The sequence below is a fragment of the Ignavibacteriota bacterium genome, from assembly GCA_016707525.1.
Classification (GTDB): Bacteria; Bacteroidota; Ignavibacteria; order UBA10030; family UBA6906; genus JAGDMK01.
Genome location: JADJHP010000002.1, coordinates 439,019 through 452,852 on the forward strand (window position 1 = coordinate 439,019; position 13,834 = coordinate 452,852).

Annotated in this window: 13 protein-coding genes; 5 read left to right on the forward strand and 8 right to left on the reverse strand. The window is 61.8% G+C overall.

Annotated elements, in window-relative coordinates; genetic code table 11:
• Position 1: 1 nt before the first annotated feature.
• From IPI01_05545 to IPI01_05555, 3 genes are all read left to right on the forward strand, one after another.
• Entirely contained in the window at positions 2-919 is a 918-nt protein-coding gene (locus IPI01_05545) for a carbon-nitrogen hydrolase family protein (GenBank protein ID MBK7257262.1), read from the forward strand.
• Positions 920-929: 10 nt separating this feature from the next.
• Positions 930-1,724: a 3-ketoacyl-ACP reductase gene (locus IPI01_05550; GenBank protein ID MBK7257263.1), complete on the forward strand. Its 795-nt coding sequence runs from the start codon at positions 930-932 to the stop codon at positions 1,722-1,724.
• 77 nt (positions 1,725-1,801) lie between these two features.
• Positions 1,802-3,172 carry a glycosyl hydrolase gene (locus IPI01_05555; protein ID MBK7257264.1) on the forward strand — a complete coding sequence of 457 codons (1,371 nt, stop codon included), beginning with the start codon at positions 1,802-1,804 and terminating at the stop codon, positions 3,170-3,172.
• A gap of 58 nt (positions 3,173-3,230) precedes the next feature.
• On the opposite strand, the gene IPI01_05560 is transcribed toward IPI01_05555, so the two are convergent.
• From IPI01_05560 to IPI01_05585, 6 genes are read right to left on the reverse strand one after another with little or no spacing between them, the layout of a single operon-like run.
• Complete coding sequence (locus IPI01_05560; protein ID MBK7257265.1) at positions 3,231-4,214, reverse strand: uroporphyrinogen decarboxylase family protein; 984 nt, start codon at positions 4,212-4,214, stop codon at positions 3,231-3,233.
• Positions 4,215-4,250: 36 nt separating this feature from the next.
• Positions 4,251-5,771 carry a DUF4445 domain-containing protein gene (locus IPI01_05565; protein ID MBK7257266.1) on the reverse strand — a complete coding sequence of 507 codons (1,521 nt, stop codon included), beginning with the start codon at positions 5,769-5,771 and terminating at the stop codon, positions 4,251-4,253.
• Positions 5,768-6,517 (reverse strand): DUF1638 domain-containing protein, encoded by a 750-nt coding sequence (locus IPI01_05570; protein MBK7257267.1) that lies wholly within the window; start codon positions 6,515-6,517, stop codon positions 5,768-5,770. Before IPI01_05570 ends, IPI01_05565 begins: the two co-directional genes overlap by 4 nt.
• Positions 6,518-6,545: 28 nt before the next feature.
• Positions 6,546-7,415, reverse strand: a complete 870-nt coding sequence (locus tag IPI01_05575) for a homocysteine S-methyltransferase family protein (protein ID MBK7257268.1) — start codon at positions 7,413-7,415, stop codon at positions 6,546-6,548.
• Between the two features lie 30 nt (positions 7,416-7,445).
• Positions 7,446-8,081 carry a corrinoid protein gene (locus IPI01_05580; protein MBK7257269.1) on the reverse strand — a complete coding sequence of 212 codons (636 nt, stop codon included), beginning with the start codon at positions 8,079-8,081 and terminating at the stop codon, positions 7,446-7,448.
• A 27-nt stretch (positions 8,082-8,108) separates the two neighbouring features.
• On the reverse strand, positions 8,109-9,158 hold the full coding sequence (locus IPI01_05585) for a uroporphyrinogen-III decarboxylase-like protein (protein MBK7257270.1): 1,050 nt from the start codon (positions 9,156-9,158) through the stop codon (positions 8,109-8,111).
• Positions 9,159-9,310: 152 nt separating this feature from the next.
• On the opposite strand from IPI01_05585, the gene IPI01_05590 reads away from it, so the two are divergent.
• Entirely contained in the window at positions 9,311-11,686 is a 2,376-nt protein-coding gene (locus IPI01_05590; GenBank protein MBK7257271.1) for a PD40 domain-containing protein, read from the forward strand.
• A 13-nt stretch (positions 11,687-11,699) separates the two neighbouring features.
• Here the strand turns inward: IPI01_05590 and IPI01_05595 are convergent, their stop codons facing one another.
• Positions 11,700-11,945, reverse strand: coding sequence for a hypothetical protein (locus IPI01_05595; GenBank protein MBK7257272.1), 246 nt, complete (start codon positions 11,943-11,945; stop codon positions 11,700-11,702).
• 43 nt (positions 11,946-11,988) lie between these two features.
• Complete coding sequence (locus IPI01_05600; GenBank protein MBK7257273.1) at positions 11,989-12,819, reverse strand: phytanoyl-CoA dioxygenase family protein; 831 nt, start codon at positions 12,817-12,819, stop codon at positions 11,989-11,991.
• Positions 12,820-13,039: 220 nt separating this feature from the next.
• Between IPI01_05600 and IPI01_05605 the strand changes: the two genes are divergently transcribed.
• Positions 13,040-13,810: a response regulator transcription factor gene (locus IPI01_05605; protein ID MBK7257274.1), complete on the forward strand. Its 771-nt coding sequence runs from the start codon at positions 13,040-13,042 to the stop codon at positions 13,808-13,810.
• Positions 13,811-13,834 lie beyond the last annotated feature (24 nt).

The window sequence follows — 13,834 nt, forward strand, 5'->3', positions numbered from 1 at the left end:
CATGGCTCACAGACCGCACACGGTGAGAGTATCGACCGTCCAGCTGCCGACCGTGATAGCCGGCAGGACGTTCGCGGAGAAGCAGCGCGCGAACCTGAAGGACATCCTCGGACATCTGCGCACCGCCGGGCAACGTGGATCCGACCTTGTCCTCTGCGGCGAATACGCGAACCTCCATCACCGCACCTGGTCGACGAACCGGAAGGAGTATGTTCCCGATCCGATCCCCGGCGCGTTCACCCGCGCCATCGGCCGCGTCGCCAAACGGTACCGGATGAACATCGCCATGCCCATGTTCGGGACGTGGAAGGGTGAACTCTCGAGCTACGTGGTGGTCTTCGGGCGCGATGGGCGCATCATGACGTGCTATCAGAAATCGCATCCTACCGAGGATGAACAGAAGATCGGCATCCGACGGGGGCGCGACATTCCGGTGATCGAACTGGACTGTGCGCGCATCGGATTCATGACGTGCATGGATATTGAGTATCCCGAGGTCGCGCAGGTGCTGATGCTGAAGGGTGCGGAGATCCTCCTCTTCCCTCATGTGCAGGCCTCGTGGGGAGAAGTGGACTGGGAGATCCGGTACCGGGCACGTGCGATCGATACGGGCCTTCCTCTGGTCTCCGCGTGTTATGGATATCCGGAGGGCGAATGGCTCCCGGGCAAAATGATGGGGCGCTCGGGCGTGATCGGTCGCGATGGGCTCATTATGGCGGAACTGGGGAGGCGGATCGATGTCCTGACGGTGGACCTGGACCTGTCACGGGGCCGGGTGACGCAATTTTACTTCACCGAACCGCGTGATCGGACCGAAGCGATCATTGCCTCTCGTCGTCCTGAATTGTATACTATAATGACCGATCCTGACGCCCGTGCATCCCGGCGTGTGCCACGAAAGACCAGCGAACGAAGATAAGGAGTAGAAGATGGCAGCATCGTTACCCGTTGCGATCATCACAGGAGGGAGCCGCGGCCTCGGGCGGGGGATAGCGCGCCGGCTGGCCGAACAGGGCGTTTCTCTCGTCATCAATTATGCCGGGAATGCCCAGGCCGCGGCCGAGACCGTGGAAATGTGCAAGGCGCGTCAATCAGAACTCGATCAACGGTTCGTGACGTTCCAGGGCGACATGGCGATCCAGGAAGACCGTCAACGCCTGGTGGATCAGACGCTTGAGGCACTGGGTAGGATCGATGTGCTTGTGAACAACGCCGGCATTGGCCCGCGGGTACGCGCCGACGTCACCGAGACCACGCTCGAATCGTTCCAGCACGTGTTGCAGGTGAACCTCGAGGGGCCGTACTTCCTGACGCAAGCGGTGGCGAAGTACTGGCTCGAGCAACGCCCCGATCCCATCCTTCCGCACGGATTCGTTGTGGTCAATGTGTCGTCCATCTCCGCCAACACGGCCTCACTGAACCGCGGGGAATATTGCGTCTCCAAGGCAGGGCTCTCCATGGTGACGCAACTCTGGGCCTCGCGCCTCGCGCAGTCCCGCGTGCATGTGTTCGAACTCCGGCCGGGCATCATGGCAACCGATATGACCGCCGGTGTGAAGGAGAAGTACGACCGACTGATGGGAGAAGGGCTCGTGCCGCAGTTCCGTTGGGGGCAGCCCGATGATGTCGGCAAGGCGGTGGGATCGCTCGTCAAGGGTGACTTCCCGTATTCCACCGGCGAGGTGATCTACCTCGATGGTGGGATGCATATGAGAAGACTGTAGCAGGAGAGGAAGTAGGGAAGAGGGGACAGGGAGGAAGCGCATGACCGGCACGACACAAGAATGAAAGCAGATGGTGCATGAAGATCGACAAGAAGATCACACCGAAAAACCTGGCAGCACAGACGACACAGCTGTTCGCATTGGCAGGACAGAAGATTCACCTCATCCATCGGTCGTGGAATCCTCACCACGGTACCCCTGTGTTCACCGTGAACGGGGTGTATACGTCGCGCGGTTGGACCGAATGGACGCAGGGCTTTCAGTTCGGTTCCGCGATCCTGCAGTTCGATGCGACCGGTGATGCCGATGCGCTGGCGATCGGGAAGAGTGCGACCGTGGAACACATGGCGACACATGTCAGTCATGTCGGCGTTCACGATCATGGCTTCAATAATATCAGCACGTATGGCAACCTGCGACGCCTGATGCTCGAGGGGAGGATCCCGGAGGATGCGTGGGAGCGCTCGTTCTATGAACTGGCGCTGAAAGTGAGCGGTGCAGTGCAGGCGGCCCGCTGGACGGAGCTCGGGAATGGTGAAGGATACATTTATTCCTTCAACGGGCCACACTCCCTGTTCGCCGATACCATCCGGTCGCTGCGCGTTCTCGCCCTGGCACACCAGCTCGGTCATGTGCTCATGGGGGAGAAGGACAGGAAGATCTCTCTGCTTGAACGGCTGGTCACGCACGCCTTCACCACCTCCCGGTACAACGTCTACTTCGGCGAGGGGCGTGATCTGTATGACGTCCGCGGACGTGTCGCCCACGAGTCGATCTTCAATCTGAACGACGGTTCGTACCGGTGCCCGAGTTCACAGCAGGGGTATTCGCCCTTTTCGACGTGGACCCGCGGGCAGGCGTGGATCCTCTGCGGGTTTGCCGAGGAGTTGGAGTTTCTCGCGGCGTTGGACGAAGGGGCGATGCCGAAAGGGAAGAAAAAGGCCGAGGTCCTCTCCCACTTCGTTGCGACCGCGGAAGCGGTGGCCGACCACTACATCGAGCAGACCCCCCTTGATGGTATTCCGTACTGGGATACCGGTGCTCCCGGGCTTGCTTCCATGGGCGACATTCCGGGCCGCCCCGCTGATCCATTCAATGCGCATGAACCGGTGGACAGTTCTGCCGCTGTGATCGCCGCACAGGGTCTCATCCGCCTCGGCCTCTATCTCCAGCAGCACGGCAAGAAGGACCAGGGGACGGTCTATCTGCAGGCTGGCCTGACGGTTGCGAAGAGCGTATTCTCCGAGCCGTATCTGTCCCTCGACCCAAAGCACCAGGGCCTGATCCTGCACTCGGTGTATCACCGGCCGAACGGGTGGGACAACATCCCTGCCGGGCGATCGGTGCCGTGCAACGAAGCCACGATGTGGGGGGATTACCATGCGATGGAGCTTGCGCTCTTGATCGCACGGATGGCGGAGGGGAAGCCCGCGCTGAAGTTCTGGTAGGAAACAGCACCGCCGGAAGGGGGCGACCCCTTCCGGCGGAATGCCGGTCGTTACCGGCTCACCGTGCGACGGTTGAGAAGAAAGCTTCGAGATTGGCGGGTGGCACGCCCGCCGGCACGTCGCATCCGGAAGAGATGACGAAGTTCTTGTACGATGCGGTCGCCGCAAGCAGTGCAGATGTTCTCACCGCAACATCCCCCGCCGTCAATCCCACGAAGATCTCCGATGGATCCAGATTCCCGCAGAGGATGGTGTCCGAAGGCACCTGCGCGAGTGCAGCAGGGAGGTCCATGGGCTTGCCGAAATGCAGGATCTTCGCCCCGGAGTCCAGCGATGCCTGCAGATGGCCGATCCGTGCGCCGCAGTTGTGGAGGATGATCGTGAATGTTTCATCTTCGACCGCTTCGCGGATCTGCTTCACATAGGGCGAGGAGAATTCGGCCGTCGACGACGGCGACATCAATCCCGCCGTCGGTTCGGCGATGATGAGCCCGTGTGCCCCGGCGGCCTTGAAGGCGCGGGCATAGGCGGACAGGTAGGAGGTGGTCTTCTTCAGGAGGGCATGCATCATCTCCGGCTCGCCCGCGGTCTCCGCAAGTGCCTCGCTCACGCCGAACAGGCGCCCTGCGAGGGAGAACGGGCCGATCATCCCTCCGAGCACGACGGCGTCGGTGCCGGCTGCGCGCAGCTTCTCGATCGTTTTCAGGTACACCGCGGTCCGTTTCGTACCGATGGCGGGGATGCGGAGCTCCTCGATGCCCGGCATGTCGGTCACGTACCGGCCGATAACGGTCGGAATCTCCCAATCATCCATCTGGATCGATGCGCCGAACTCTTCAGCCTCGACGCTGAGATCCATGGCAGACATGAGGAACGGCGTCGCGTACTTTGAGTGCAGGGCCAATTCGGCGGCGGCCTGGGCATCGGCGTCCGTTACCATTCCGCGGACCGTGGTCCCCACGAGAGATGCCCCGGGAAAAGTAAGCACCGGCATAGCGAGCCGGTGCGAGGATGTGAGGATGCGTTGTGCTACGATCGACATGGGATTCGCTTTCGTTTCGATGGGTGCCGCATGCTGTTAGAGTGTCTCCGGCTCTTCGCCGGGGAAGATCATTTCATCGACATAGATATCCTGGAACCCTTCGAGTTCGCTGAGGGAGACGTGGGCGATCCGCTTCGCGAGCGCATCGAAGGTGCCGGCGGGTGCAAAGAGCGCCATCTTGGCGCCCAGCAGTGCGGTGTTCCCCGAGGGCTGGATCTGCTCCGCGGCAAAGGGGAGGAGTCCGATCCGGCGCGCGCTCCCGGTGTCCACGTAGTTGCCGAAGGCGCCGGCAAGGAGGACCTCATGCACGGCGGGGTGCTCGACCCCGAATTCCCGTGTGAGGAGGCGGATGCCCGCGGCGATGGCTCCCTTCGCCAGTTGCAGTTCACGGATGTCGGTCTGCGAGATCTTCACGGGAGGAGCGAGCATGAGCGATGAACCGCCGTCCTCGAAGCGCCCGCCAGTGCGGATGAGGCCGAGGCGGAGAGCGCCGGCAACCGCATCCACGAGTCCGCTGCCGCAAATGCCGCGCGGTGGGACATTGCCAAGTACATGACAGACGAGTGTGTTGTTCTCGATCCGGACGGCCGAGACCGCGCCGGTCGCGGCACGCATGCCCATGTAGATCCTTGCGCCCTCGAATGCGGGACCCGCCGCCGTCGAGGCACAAATCAAACGGTCCCGGTTGCCAACCACGATCTCGCCGTTCGTCCCGAGGTCCACGAGCACACGGGTCTCAGCTCCTTCATGCATCCCGGTGGCGAACACCCCGGCGAGAACATCGCTCCCGACGAATCCGCCGATGCCGGCGAGGAAGCGGACGGGGGGGTCTCCCGGGACCTGCCAGCCGAGCCCTGATGCCGTGAACTCCATCGTTGCAAGGGAGACCGGCTCGAAGGGGTAGTACGACAGGGGGGTCACATCGATGTCGCAGAAGAGGTTGTGCATCACGCTGTTGCCGACGAGCACGACATCCATCACCGTACGGGCGGGGTCCCCGGCGGCCTGCAGCAGCTCGTCGATCATGCCGGCGATCTGTTCGCGGATGACGCCGGCGAGTCTTTCCCGGCCTCCGGGTTCGACGGCTGCGGAGACCCGACTCATGATATCGGCACCGAAGCGTGCCTGCGGATTGAGTGCGCTCCGGACCGCCAGGACCTCACCGCGCGACATGTCGAGCAATTGGGCAACGATCGTCGTCGTGCCAACATCGACCGCGATGCCGTATCCCTCGCGCGGGATGAAGGAGAACCGGGAAGTATCTGCGAGGATCTGGGCTTCCCATTGTGCCAGCTCGAGCGTGAGGTCATCCGCCGCGCACTGGCAGGACAGCCGCCAACCGGCATCCCGCTCTGCCTGGCTCAGCATGCGTTCCTGAGCGGGAGAGAGGGGGAGTGAGCCTTCAAGGACGCGGACCCGGCACCCTTTGCATTTGCCATGTCCGCCGCAGGGGAATTCCACGCCGTAGGAGAACAGCAGGTCCTGCAGCGGCGTGCCCTTTTCTGCTTCAACGTCCACCCCCATCGGGCGGAGTCGGATGTGGACGGGTTCGCTCACGTGCTCTCAGGCTCTGAAGTGATGATGCGTTCGTCGTAGGTGCTGATCACACGGTGTCCGGGGGGGACGACGAGGAAGTCCTCGCTGTTCCAGTTCCCGGCGATCAGGCGTTCAAGAAGGGACATCGAGCCTTCCACCTTGTCGAACACCCAGCCGCGTTCCTGTGCGCGTTCACGCGCCATCGTCTCAAAATGCCCCGGAGGCTCGACGCCCATCGTGATGTACGTGATCTGTTTGTAGTGTTTGGTCGTGTCACACAGTTCGTCATAGAGGAACCGTGCGTTCTCTTCACCGTATTTGGCGACCAGATCTTCGAGCGACATATCCATGCCGTTCTTGTTCTGGATGGAGAGCTGCTTCAGGTCGCCGCTCGCCTCGCCCCGTTCGATCCACCCCGAGGTCAGGAAGTACGTGCCGGGGTTGTCGTTGAAATACTGCATATACCGGTCGCGGCTCCCGAAGAACATCGTCATGCAGTCGTGGCCGCGCGGAATGACCAGCGGGAGTGTGCGGGCCCGGAGGCCGGCAACGCCGTTGTTGCAGAGTGCATACCCCATGAGGATCGCGTCGTAGCCGGGAAGGTCGGCGGCATCCACCGCCGCCTGCAAGCGCTCGACCATGCCCGCGGAGCCGATGTCGTGCAGTCCCTTGCCGAGGAACCGGCAGTCGATCTGGTGGGGAGAACGGGCGATGAGGTGACACAACTCCCGGTACAGGACTTCGCAGGAGACGAGGTTCAGTTTCATGAAGGACCGCCGTGATGCCGTGGTCGGATCACCGGAGCGTGCGGGTGAGGGCGGCCACGAAGTCGGGTGACGTGCCACAGCACCCGCCGACGAATGCGACCCCCGACGCACGGAGCTCCTTCGCCAGGGAGGCGAACTCTTCCGGTGTTGTGCGATAGGTGATCTTGCCGTCGTTCATTTCGGGGAGGCCGGCGTTGGCCTTGATCCAGATCGGCAGTGAGGTTGCTGCCCGCATGCGGCGGGCGATGGGAATGTATCCTTCGATCCCGAGCCCGCAGTTGGCACCGATGACGTCAGCACCTGCGGCAGTAAGTTCAGTCGCCACGGTTTCGGGGGTGGTCCCCATCATCGTCCGGTCCTTGTCCTTGCCGGAATCGAACACCATCGACGCCACGACAGGGAGGCCGGTGGCATGCGCTGCCGACACGGCGATCCGCGCCTCTTCGATGTCCGACATGGTCTCCACGACAAGGGCATCCGCACCGGCCGCAGCAAGTGCTGCGGCCTGTTCGGTGAACGCTGTGGCCAGATCCTCTTCCGTCACATCGCCCGACATGAGCATCTTGCCGGTCGGCCCGATCGAAGCAAAGACCATGGCACGTGTCCCCGCGGCTTCTTTGGAGATCCGCACGCCCGCGGCATTGATTTCTTTCACCTTGTCGGCCAGGTGGTGCCCGGCCAGCATGATCCGGTTGGCACCGAAGGTGTTCGTCAGGATCACCTGGCTCCCGGCGTCGACGTAGCGCTGTGCCACCTTCCGGACCTCATCGGGGTGCGTGAGGTTCCAGTGATCCGGGCAATCTCCCGGCGTGAGGCCGAGGGCCTGGAGCTGTGTTCCCCATGCGCCGTCGGTGATGATGGGCGTGGCGGTCAGAAGCCGTTCGAGGGTCGGATGCATGACGATGGTCCTGTGTTGAAGGATGATGGATCAGGCCGCGGTAAGCTTGCGTGCCAGTGCGACCGCACCGTTGGCGTTGGTGCTGTAACCGTCGGCACCGATCTCCTCGGCGTACTTTTCGGTCACCGGCGCTCCGCCGATCATGACCTTGATGTTCCCGCGGATGCCGGCGGTCTTGAATGCCTCGATGGTGGTCTTCATCGAGTTCATGGTCGTGGTCAACAGGGCGGACATGGCAACGATGTTCGCCTTCTTTTCATTCAGCGCCGCGATGAACTTCTCGGGCGGCACATCGACGCCGAGGTCGATCACTTCGAATCCTGCGCCTTCCAGCATAGCGGCGACCAGGTTCTTGCCGATGTCGTGCAGGTCGCCCTTCACCGTGCCGATCACCACGCGGCCGGCCGGTTCCGAGCCCCGTGCGGCGAGCAGCGGGCGGATGAACTCGAGCGATGCCTTCATCGCGCGTGCGGAGATCAGGAGCTCGGGAACGAAGTATTCGTTCGCTTCGTAGCGGCGGCCGACCTCATCCATGGCAGGGATCATATACTTCTGCACCAGGTCTCCCGGGTCAGCGCCCGCTGCGAGGGCCTGCTGGGTGATTTCCTTCGACGCTTTGGCATTGCCGGTGAGGATGGCATCGTACAGCTTCTGCAGATCTTCCATGACGCAGGTTCTCCTGAGAATGGTGGGTTACAATCGTCCGAATTCGTGTATGGTTTCGTACATCGTGATGATGTTTGCCGTCGGGGTGACCGGCTGGAGGTTATGGCACGGCGCGCAGATCCAGCGCGCACCGTTGAAGATCCGGATATTGTCCAGCACTTCCTGCCGCACCTCTTCCACCGAACCGAAGGGGAGGGTGAACTGGTTGTCCACGGCTCCGTGGAAGATCACGCGCCGGCCGAACGCCTCGACCAACCGTTCCCGCTCCATCCCGGGGCAACGCCACTGGATCGGGTTGAGGAGCTCGATACCGGTCACATCCAGCAGATCCGGAAGGATGTCGAATGCCGCGCCGTCGGTGTGATAGAAGATGTGGATGCCATAGCTTCTCGCCAGGTCCGCCATCTTCTTCTGCCGCGGGAGGATGAACTTGCGGATCTCGGGGATGCCGAACAGCAGGGCGGTCTGTCCACCGAGGTCCTCCGCGACATACGTCACATCGACCCTGCCCTTGCCGATCTCGTAGATGCGCTCGTTCACCGCGTAGTGGTACTTGAAGATGTATTCAAGGGCGGTGTCCACGAACTCCTGCTCCACGAGCAGGTCCATCATCGCGTTCTCCATGCCGCGGAGCGCACAATACATCAGGAACGGTTCGAATTCACCGGAACGTATCCAGCGGTGCCGCGGTGCGGCCGCGATCTCCTTCCGGAAACGCTCATAGTTCAGGTCGTCCGGACTCGGCCAGGGGTAGGCATGCAACTCCTCCACCGTGGTCAGGTCTGCGAGCGGATGATTCGCGAACTCATCATACGATCCTGTGCCGTACTGGATCGCGGTGCGGCGGAGCCCCCAGATGTCGGCTTCCGGGTCGCCCGGGAAGTGCTTCACCGTGCGCTCGGGATTGACGTGGGTGACACCGTCGATGTTGAGTTTCGTGTACAGTGCTTCCTTGTCGGCGCAACCGAGCTCCTTGCAGAGACGGTTCGTCACCTCGTCGGTGGCCCAGTAGTCCGTAGGGATGCGGTCCGGTTTCTCACCGGCGAAAATGGCTGTCCAGCGTTCGCGGGGGGTCATAATACCATAAGATGCACCATGATTACGAGATAATCAACCGAATTCAGCAACCGTTTAACTAATGAACCACCGTTTTACCTGAGAACCGTCGGCGTATGGTTGTCTCAATGGTGGGTTTGTCGTACTTTCCTTGATCCAGGAAAAGGGCTTGAATGCGCATACGTGTGATGTTGCTCCTCCTCCTTCTCCTCCTGCCTTCGCAGGGGTGGACATCTCAGGGCGGGAATGAGGCAACTCTCGCAACGCCGGCCATGACCGCCGCGGGAGTCGTCTGCACCAATTCGTTCGGATCCGCCCTCTATCGCGTACAGGGCATGGAAGCTGTCGAAATTGCCTCCGGACCGGGTATCGGCCGATATTTCTCCGTCTCGCCTGATGGTGGCCTGCTCGGGTTCAAGGAGGTCGCCCCGGATGGGTCGCAGCGCGCCGCCCTGCTCGACGTCCGTACAGGCTCCACAACCTACCTTTCCCCGCCCTCCCGACAGATAGGGCAGGTGAGCTTTGCCCGTGATGGCGCGATAGGGTTCACATGGGGTACCCGACTGACCGTTCTGGACGGCCCCACCTCCCGGACCTACGAGCTCGGGACGTATGCCAACCTGGCACCGCTCTCGCCGGATGGGCACTGCGCCGTGTTCAATGATGAGAATGACCAGCTCTGGCTCATGGACTTTCGATCCGGCCTGCGCACGCGCATCACCTCCGACGCACAGGGATATATGTGCCCTGTCTGGTCTCCCGACGGCGGGCGGATCGCGTATCGCTCGCTCGACGGCGAGATCCTGGTGCATGAGCGGATCAGCAAACGCACCTGGCCCCTCGGCCGCGGGGGACAGCCTGCCTGGACCGCGGATGGCGCGACGCTCGTGTTTTCGCGGACGGTTGTCGATCACGATACGCTTGCGGGGGCAGACATCCATGCCATTCGTTTCGACGGTACGGGAGAGGTCCTCCTGACGAGAACAGACGACCGGATGGAGATGGATCCCGCTGTTGCGTACGATGGCAGGTCGATCGTGTATCACACGTTCCTGGCGAACGAGATCTATGTTCTGCCTGTGCCCGGCGATACTCCGTCGACCCTGGGCGCACCACGCAGGGTCGCCCATCTCCCGTCTCTTGCGATGCATGCACAATCTCCCGGGGGCCTGCAGTTCGTCTCTGCTCTGGATATTCCGTATGTCCATCAGGTTTACGACACCCCGGATTGGTTCAACGGGCACTCTGCCTGTGCGCCCACGCAGGCGATCATGGTCCTCGCCTACTACCATGTCCTCCCCTCATGGCCGATCACCTGTTCCTGGCCTACGCCTCATCTCACCGCCTGGGGCAACTATGTTGCCTCCACCTACCGCTTCCGGGGGTACATCTTCGCCAACACCGCGAATGACCCGAATGGCGTCCCCGGTATGGGAGGGTTTGGATACATGTGGACCGGAGGAGCGAGTCCGCACGTTCGCATGGCGGACTACTATCGCGCGCATGGGATGACGGCACTGCAAACGGAGGCGACCCCGTACAGTACCGCGGCCTCGGACATCGCTTCGGGGTACCCGTTCAGCATGTGTGTCCTGCTCACCTCCGCCGGTCATCTTGTCGTGGCTCACGGGTTCGGAGCCGAGCCGCACACGCTGGTGTTCAATGACCCGTACGGGAACAAGAACCAGGGGTACATGAACCGGAACGGCAAGAATGTGATGTACGACTGGCCGGGGTACAACAACGGTTTTCAGAATCTGAATGAAGTGGCCTGGTGCATCGGCACGCGCTTCTCGCCGCCAGTGTCCGGCGATACACTGGTTGATGACCTGCAATTCGGGAATGGCTTCACCCTGGCGACGGCGCCGCCGGCGTCCATGGCGCTCTGGAAAGACATGACACGGGGCCATCAAGGCCATCTCTGGTATACGCTCACGACAGGTGGGGCGGCTGACACGCTCTTTGCCGAATGGAGGCCTTCACTCTCTGAAACCGGGGTCTATCAGGTGGAGGCCTTCATCGAACTCAGCAATGCCACGGATGCCCGGTATGTGGTGTCCCATGCCGGCGGGACCGACACCGTTACGGTGGATCAGAAGGCGCATGCGAAGACGTGGGCCACGCTCGGGACATGGACATTCAACGCGGGGGCGGAGGGTGCCGTGCGGCTCGGCAACCGGTCGGCCGTTGGAGGGCAGGAGCTCGTCTTCGATGCCGTGCGGTGGGTGCGTGTGGCACCGACCGACGTGGTGGGAGCTCAGGAACTCCCGCTGGCATTCCGCCTCGATCAGAATTACCCCAATCCCTTTAACCCGTCGACCCGGCTCACGTTCTCCCTACCACGGCCGGCGCATGTCGTTCTTGAGGTCTTCTCCCTCCTCGGTCAACGTGTGAGCATCCTTCAGCGTGGCGATCTCCCGGCGGGCCATCATGCGGCGACCTGGTCGCCCGCTTCGGCGTCGTCCGGTGTCTATTTCGCACGACTCCATGCCGTGACCCAGGACGGGGTGATCCATCGTGCCGCGATCCGCATGATGTACAACCGTTGAACAGAGACCCGGCTTACTGTCCACGGGGGACGTGTTGATGCTCGTCGGTGAACCGGTACAGGCGGACGAGCGAAACGATCGTCAGGATGACGAAGATCGCCAGCATGATCATGCTGAGCCCCACGATGCGCCACTCCAGCGTTGGGTCGGCTTCCTGCCGCGCGATATCGGCAAGCGCAAAGTATTGGAGTGCAAGACCGATCGCGGAAACGAATCCAAGGGTGATGTTCAATGAGATCATGGATCGAAGTGTGTTCATGTCTCACCTCCGTGCTATGAAGACCCTCCTGTTCTTCCGGATATCATTGCGGCGCTGAGAAGAGGATCGGGTTGAGTGCGCTGGCGGCGCGCTCGCCGGGACGTTGGCCCGGGTGAAATGCTTCGAGGTCCACCTGGCGCATCGGCGAATCCGGTTCCATGATGGTTGCCCCATCCTCATAATAGATGATCGTCATCACCTCGCGTTCGACGCTGCCGGCATTCGGATGTGTCGCATGGGCGGTCCAGCCTGTGTGGAACGTCGCATCTCCCGCCGCGAGATCGTAGCTGGTCAGCACGAATCCCCGCTCCCGGACGAGCCCCGAGAAGAACGCATTGGAGTCTGACGATATTGCCAGGCCGCTCAGCGCCCCTTCGTGGTGCGACCCGGAAGCGAAGACCATGGTACCCATCGCCTGCGTGAGGTCCATCAGCGGCATCCACATGGTCACGGTACGTCGTGTCGCGAGCGGCCAGTAGATCTGGTCCTGATGCCACGGGGTGCCCGGGCCCGCGGGCGGTTTGAAGAGTGCCTGGTCGTGATACAGGCGAACGGCGGGCACACCGAGCAACTCCGCTGCCAGGCGGGCGAAGCGCCGGCTGATCACGAAGCGGAGTGCGCCATCGTGCAGCCGCCACACGTTCGTGACCTGCGTAAAGAACGAAGCATAGCCGCTCACCTTCCCCTCGGTCCTCCGCTGTCCACTGACGGTTGTCACGACGTCGCGGATCAACGGGCGATACGCGGCGATCTCGGCAGGCGAGGCGAGGGCACGGATGGCGACATGCCCATCCTGGAGGAATCGTTCCCTGTCTGCGGGAGCCAGGGTGTAGGGGGTGTCCAACCGGGGGAGGTCGGCATACGGACTCTTCATCCCGTGAACCTTTCATCAATGAACAGGGGTGTCTCCCTGCAAGGTACTCATCCGGTGTGTATGCCGCAAGTCCGCGTTCGAATGGGAGCTTACGTGAGGCAACGGGGTCCGTGCCTGCCACGATCCACATGTGAAACATTGGACAGCACCGGGCGTATCATTCAGTAGTCCAGATCCGGACTATCGATGGTGATGCCTGTTCTTGCTTCAGGAGAACGCTATGCGAACGAATAGAGATCTGCAGTTGGTCATCGCCGGTGGGAACCATGAGGTTCGTTCCGGTATGCGAGCCCTTCTGGCGATTTTCGACGATATTCATGTCGTTGCCGATTGCGTGTCAGCTGAAGAAGTCCGGGCTGTCCTCGCCAGTTCTCCCGTGGACCTGTTGATCCTCGATACGGACCTTCCGGATCGTGGCGGATTAGAGTTGCTTGGATCGTTGACCGCTGGATATCCCGGGGCGGTCATTTTTACATCGTCCTCAACGGATCAAGCGGTTGCAGCATTTCAGTTCCACCCGGTCGATTTTTTGATGCAACCTGTGGACGGGGAGAGGCTGCTGTCTGCAGTGTCACGCGTGCGGGGCCAGCTCGAAGCACGGTACGGAGCCCTTGCGTTAGCCGCACGTATGCCGGCCACCAGGGACGTGGAACCGAAGACCAAGCGCCTGATGGTCAAGAGTGGAGGGCGGATCTCTTTTGTCAAGGCGGAAGAGATCGATTGGATCGAAGCGGACAGGGACTATGTTCGCCTGTACAATGGGCAGAAGAAGCATCTCCTCCGCGGGACGATCTCGGGGATGGAGCGGCAGCTGCAAGGTGAACGGTTCATCCGGATCCACCGCTCCACGATCGTGAATGTGGACCGCATCCGTGAGATGCAGCCGCTCAGCTACGGCGAGTATGCCGTGATACTGCATGATGGCACGCGATTGACGTTGAGCCGTTCTTTCCGTGAGCGGGTGTTCGAGCACATGATGACCGCGGCCTGACCCGCAGAAACACCGTTTCATCGC

Bases quoted from the DNA above. Each gene is read 5' to 3' on its own strand.
- IPI01_05600 (MBK7257273.1), bottom strand. From the start codon at position 12,819: ATGAAGAGTCCGTATGCCGACCTCCCCCGGTTGGACACCCCCTACACC.
- IPI01_05575 (MBK7257268.1), bottom strand. From the start codon at position 7,415: ATGCATCCGACCCTCGAACGGCTTCTGACCGCCACGCCCATCATCACC.
- IPI01_05580 (MBK7257269.1), bottom strand. From the start codon at position 8,081: ATGGAAGATCTGCAGAAGCTGTACGATGCCATCCTCACCGGCAATGCC.
- IPI01_05605 (MBK7257274.1), top strand. From the start codon at position 13,040: ATGCGAACGAATAGAGATCTGCAGTTGGTCATCGCCGGTGGGAACCAT.
- IPI01_05585 (MBK7257270.1), bottom strand. From the start codon at position 9,158: ATGACCCCCCGCGAACGCTGGACAGCCATTTTCGCCGGTGAGAAACCG.
- IPI01_05555 (MBK7257264.1), top strand. From the start codon at position 1,802: ATGAAGATCGACAAGAAGATCACACCGAAAAACCTGGCAGCACAGACG.
- IPI01_05560 (MBK7257265.1), bottom strand. From the start codon at position 4,214: ATGTCGATCGTAGCACAACGCATCCTCACATCCTCGCACCGGCTCGCT.
- IPI01_05570 (MBK7257267.1), bottom strand. From the start codon at position 6,517: ATGAAACTGAACCTCGTCTCCTGCGAAGTCCTGTACCGGGAGTTGTGT.
- IPI01_05550 (MBK7257263.1), top strand. From the start codon at position 930: ATGGCAGCATCGTTACCCGTTGCGATCATCACAGGAGGGAGCCGCGGC.
- IPI01_05595 (MBK7257272.1), bottom strand. From the start codon at position 11,945: ATGAACACACTTCGATCCATGATCTCATTGAACATCACCCTTGGATTC.
- IPI01_05590 (MBK7257271.1), top strand. From the start codon at position 9,311: ATGCGCATACGTGTGATGTTGCTCCTCCTCCTTCTCCTCCTGCCTTCG.
- IPI01_05545 (MBK7257262.1), top strand. From the start codon at position 2: ATGGCTCACAGACCGCACACGGTGAGAGTATCGACCGTCCAGCTGCCG.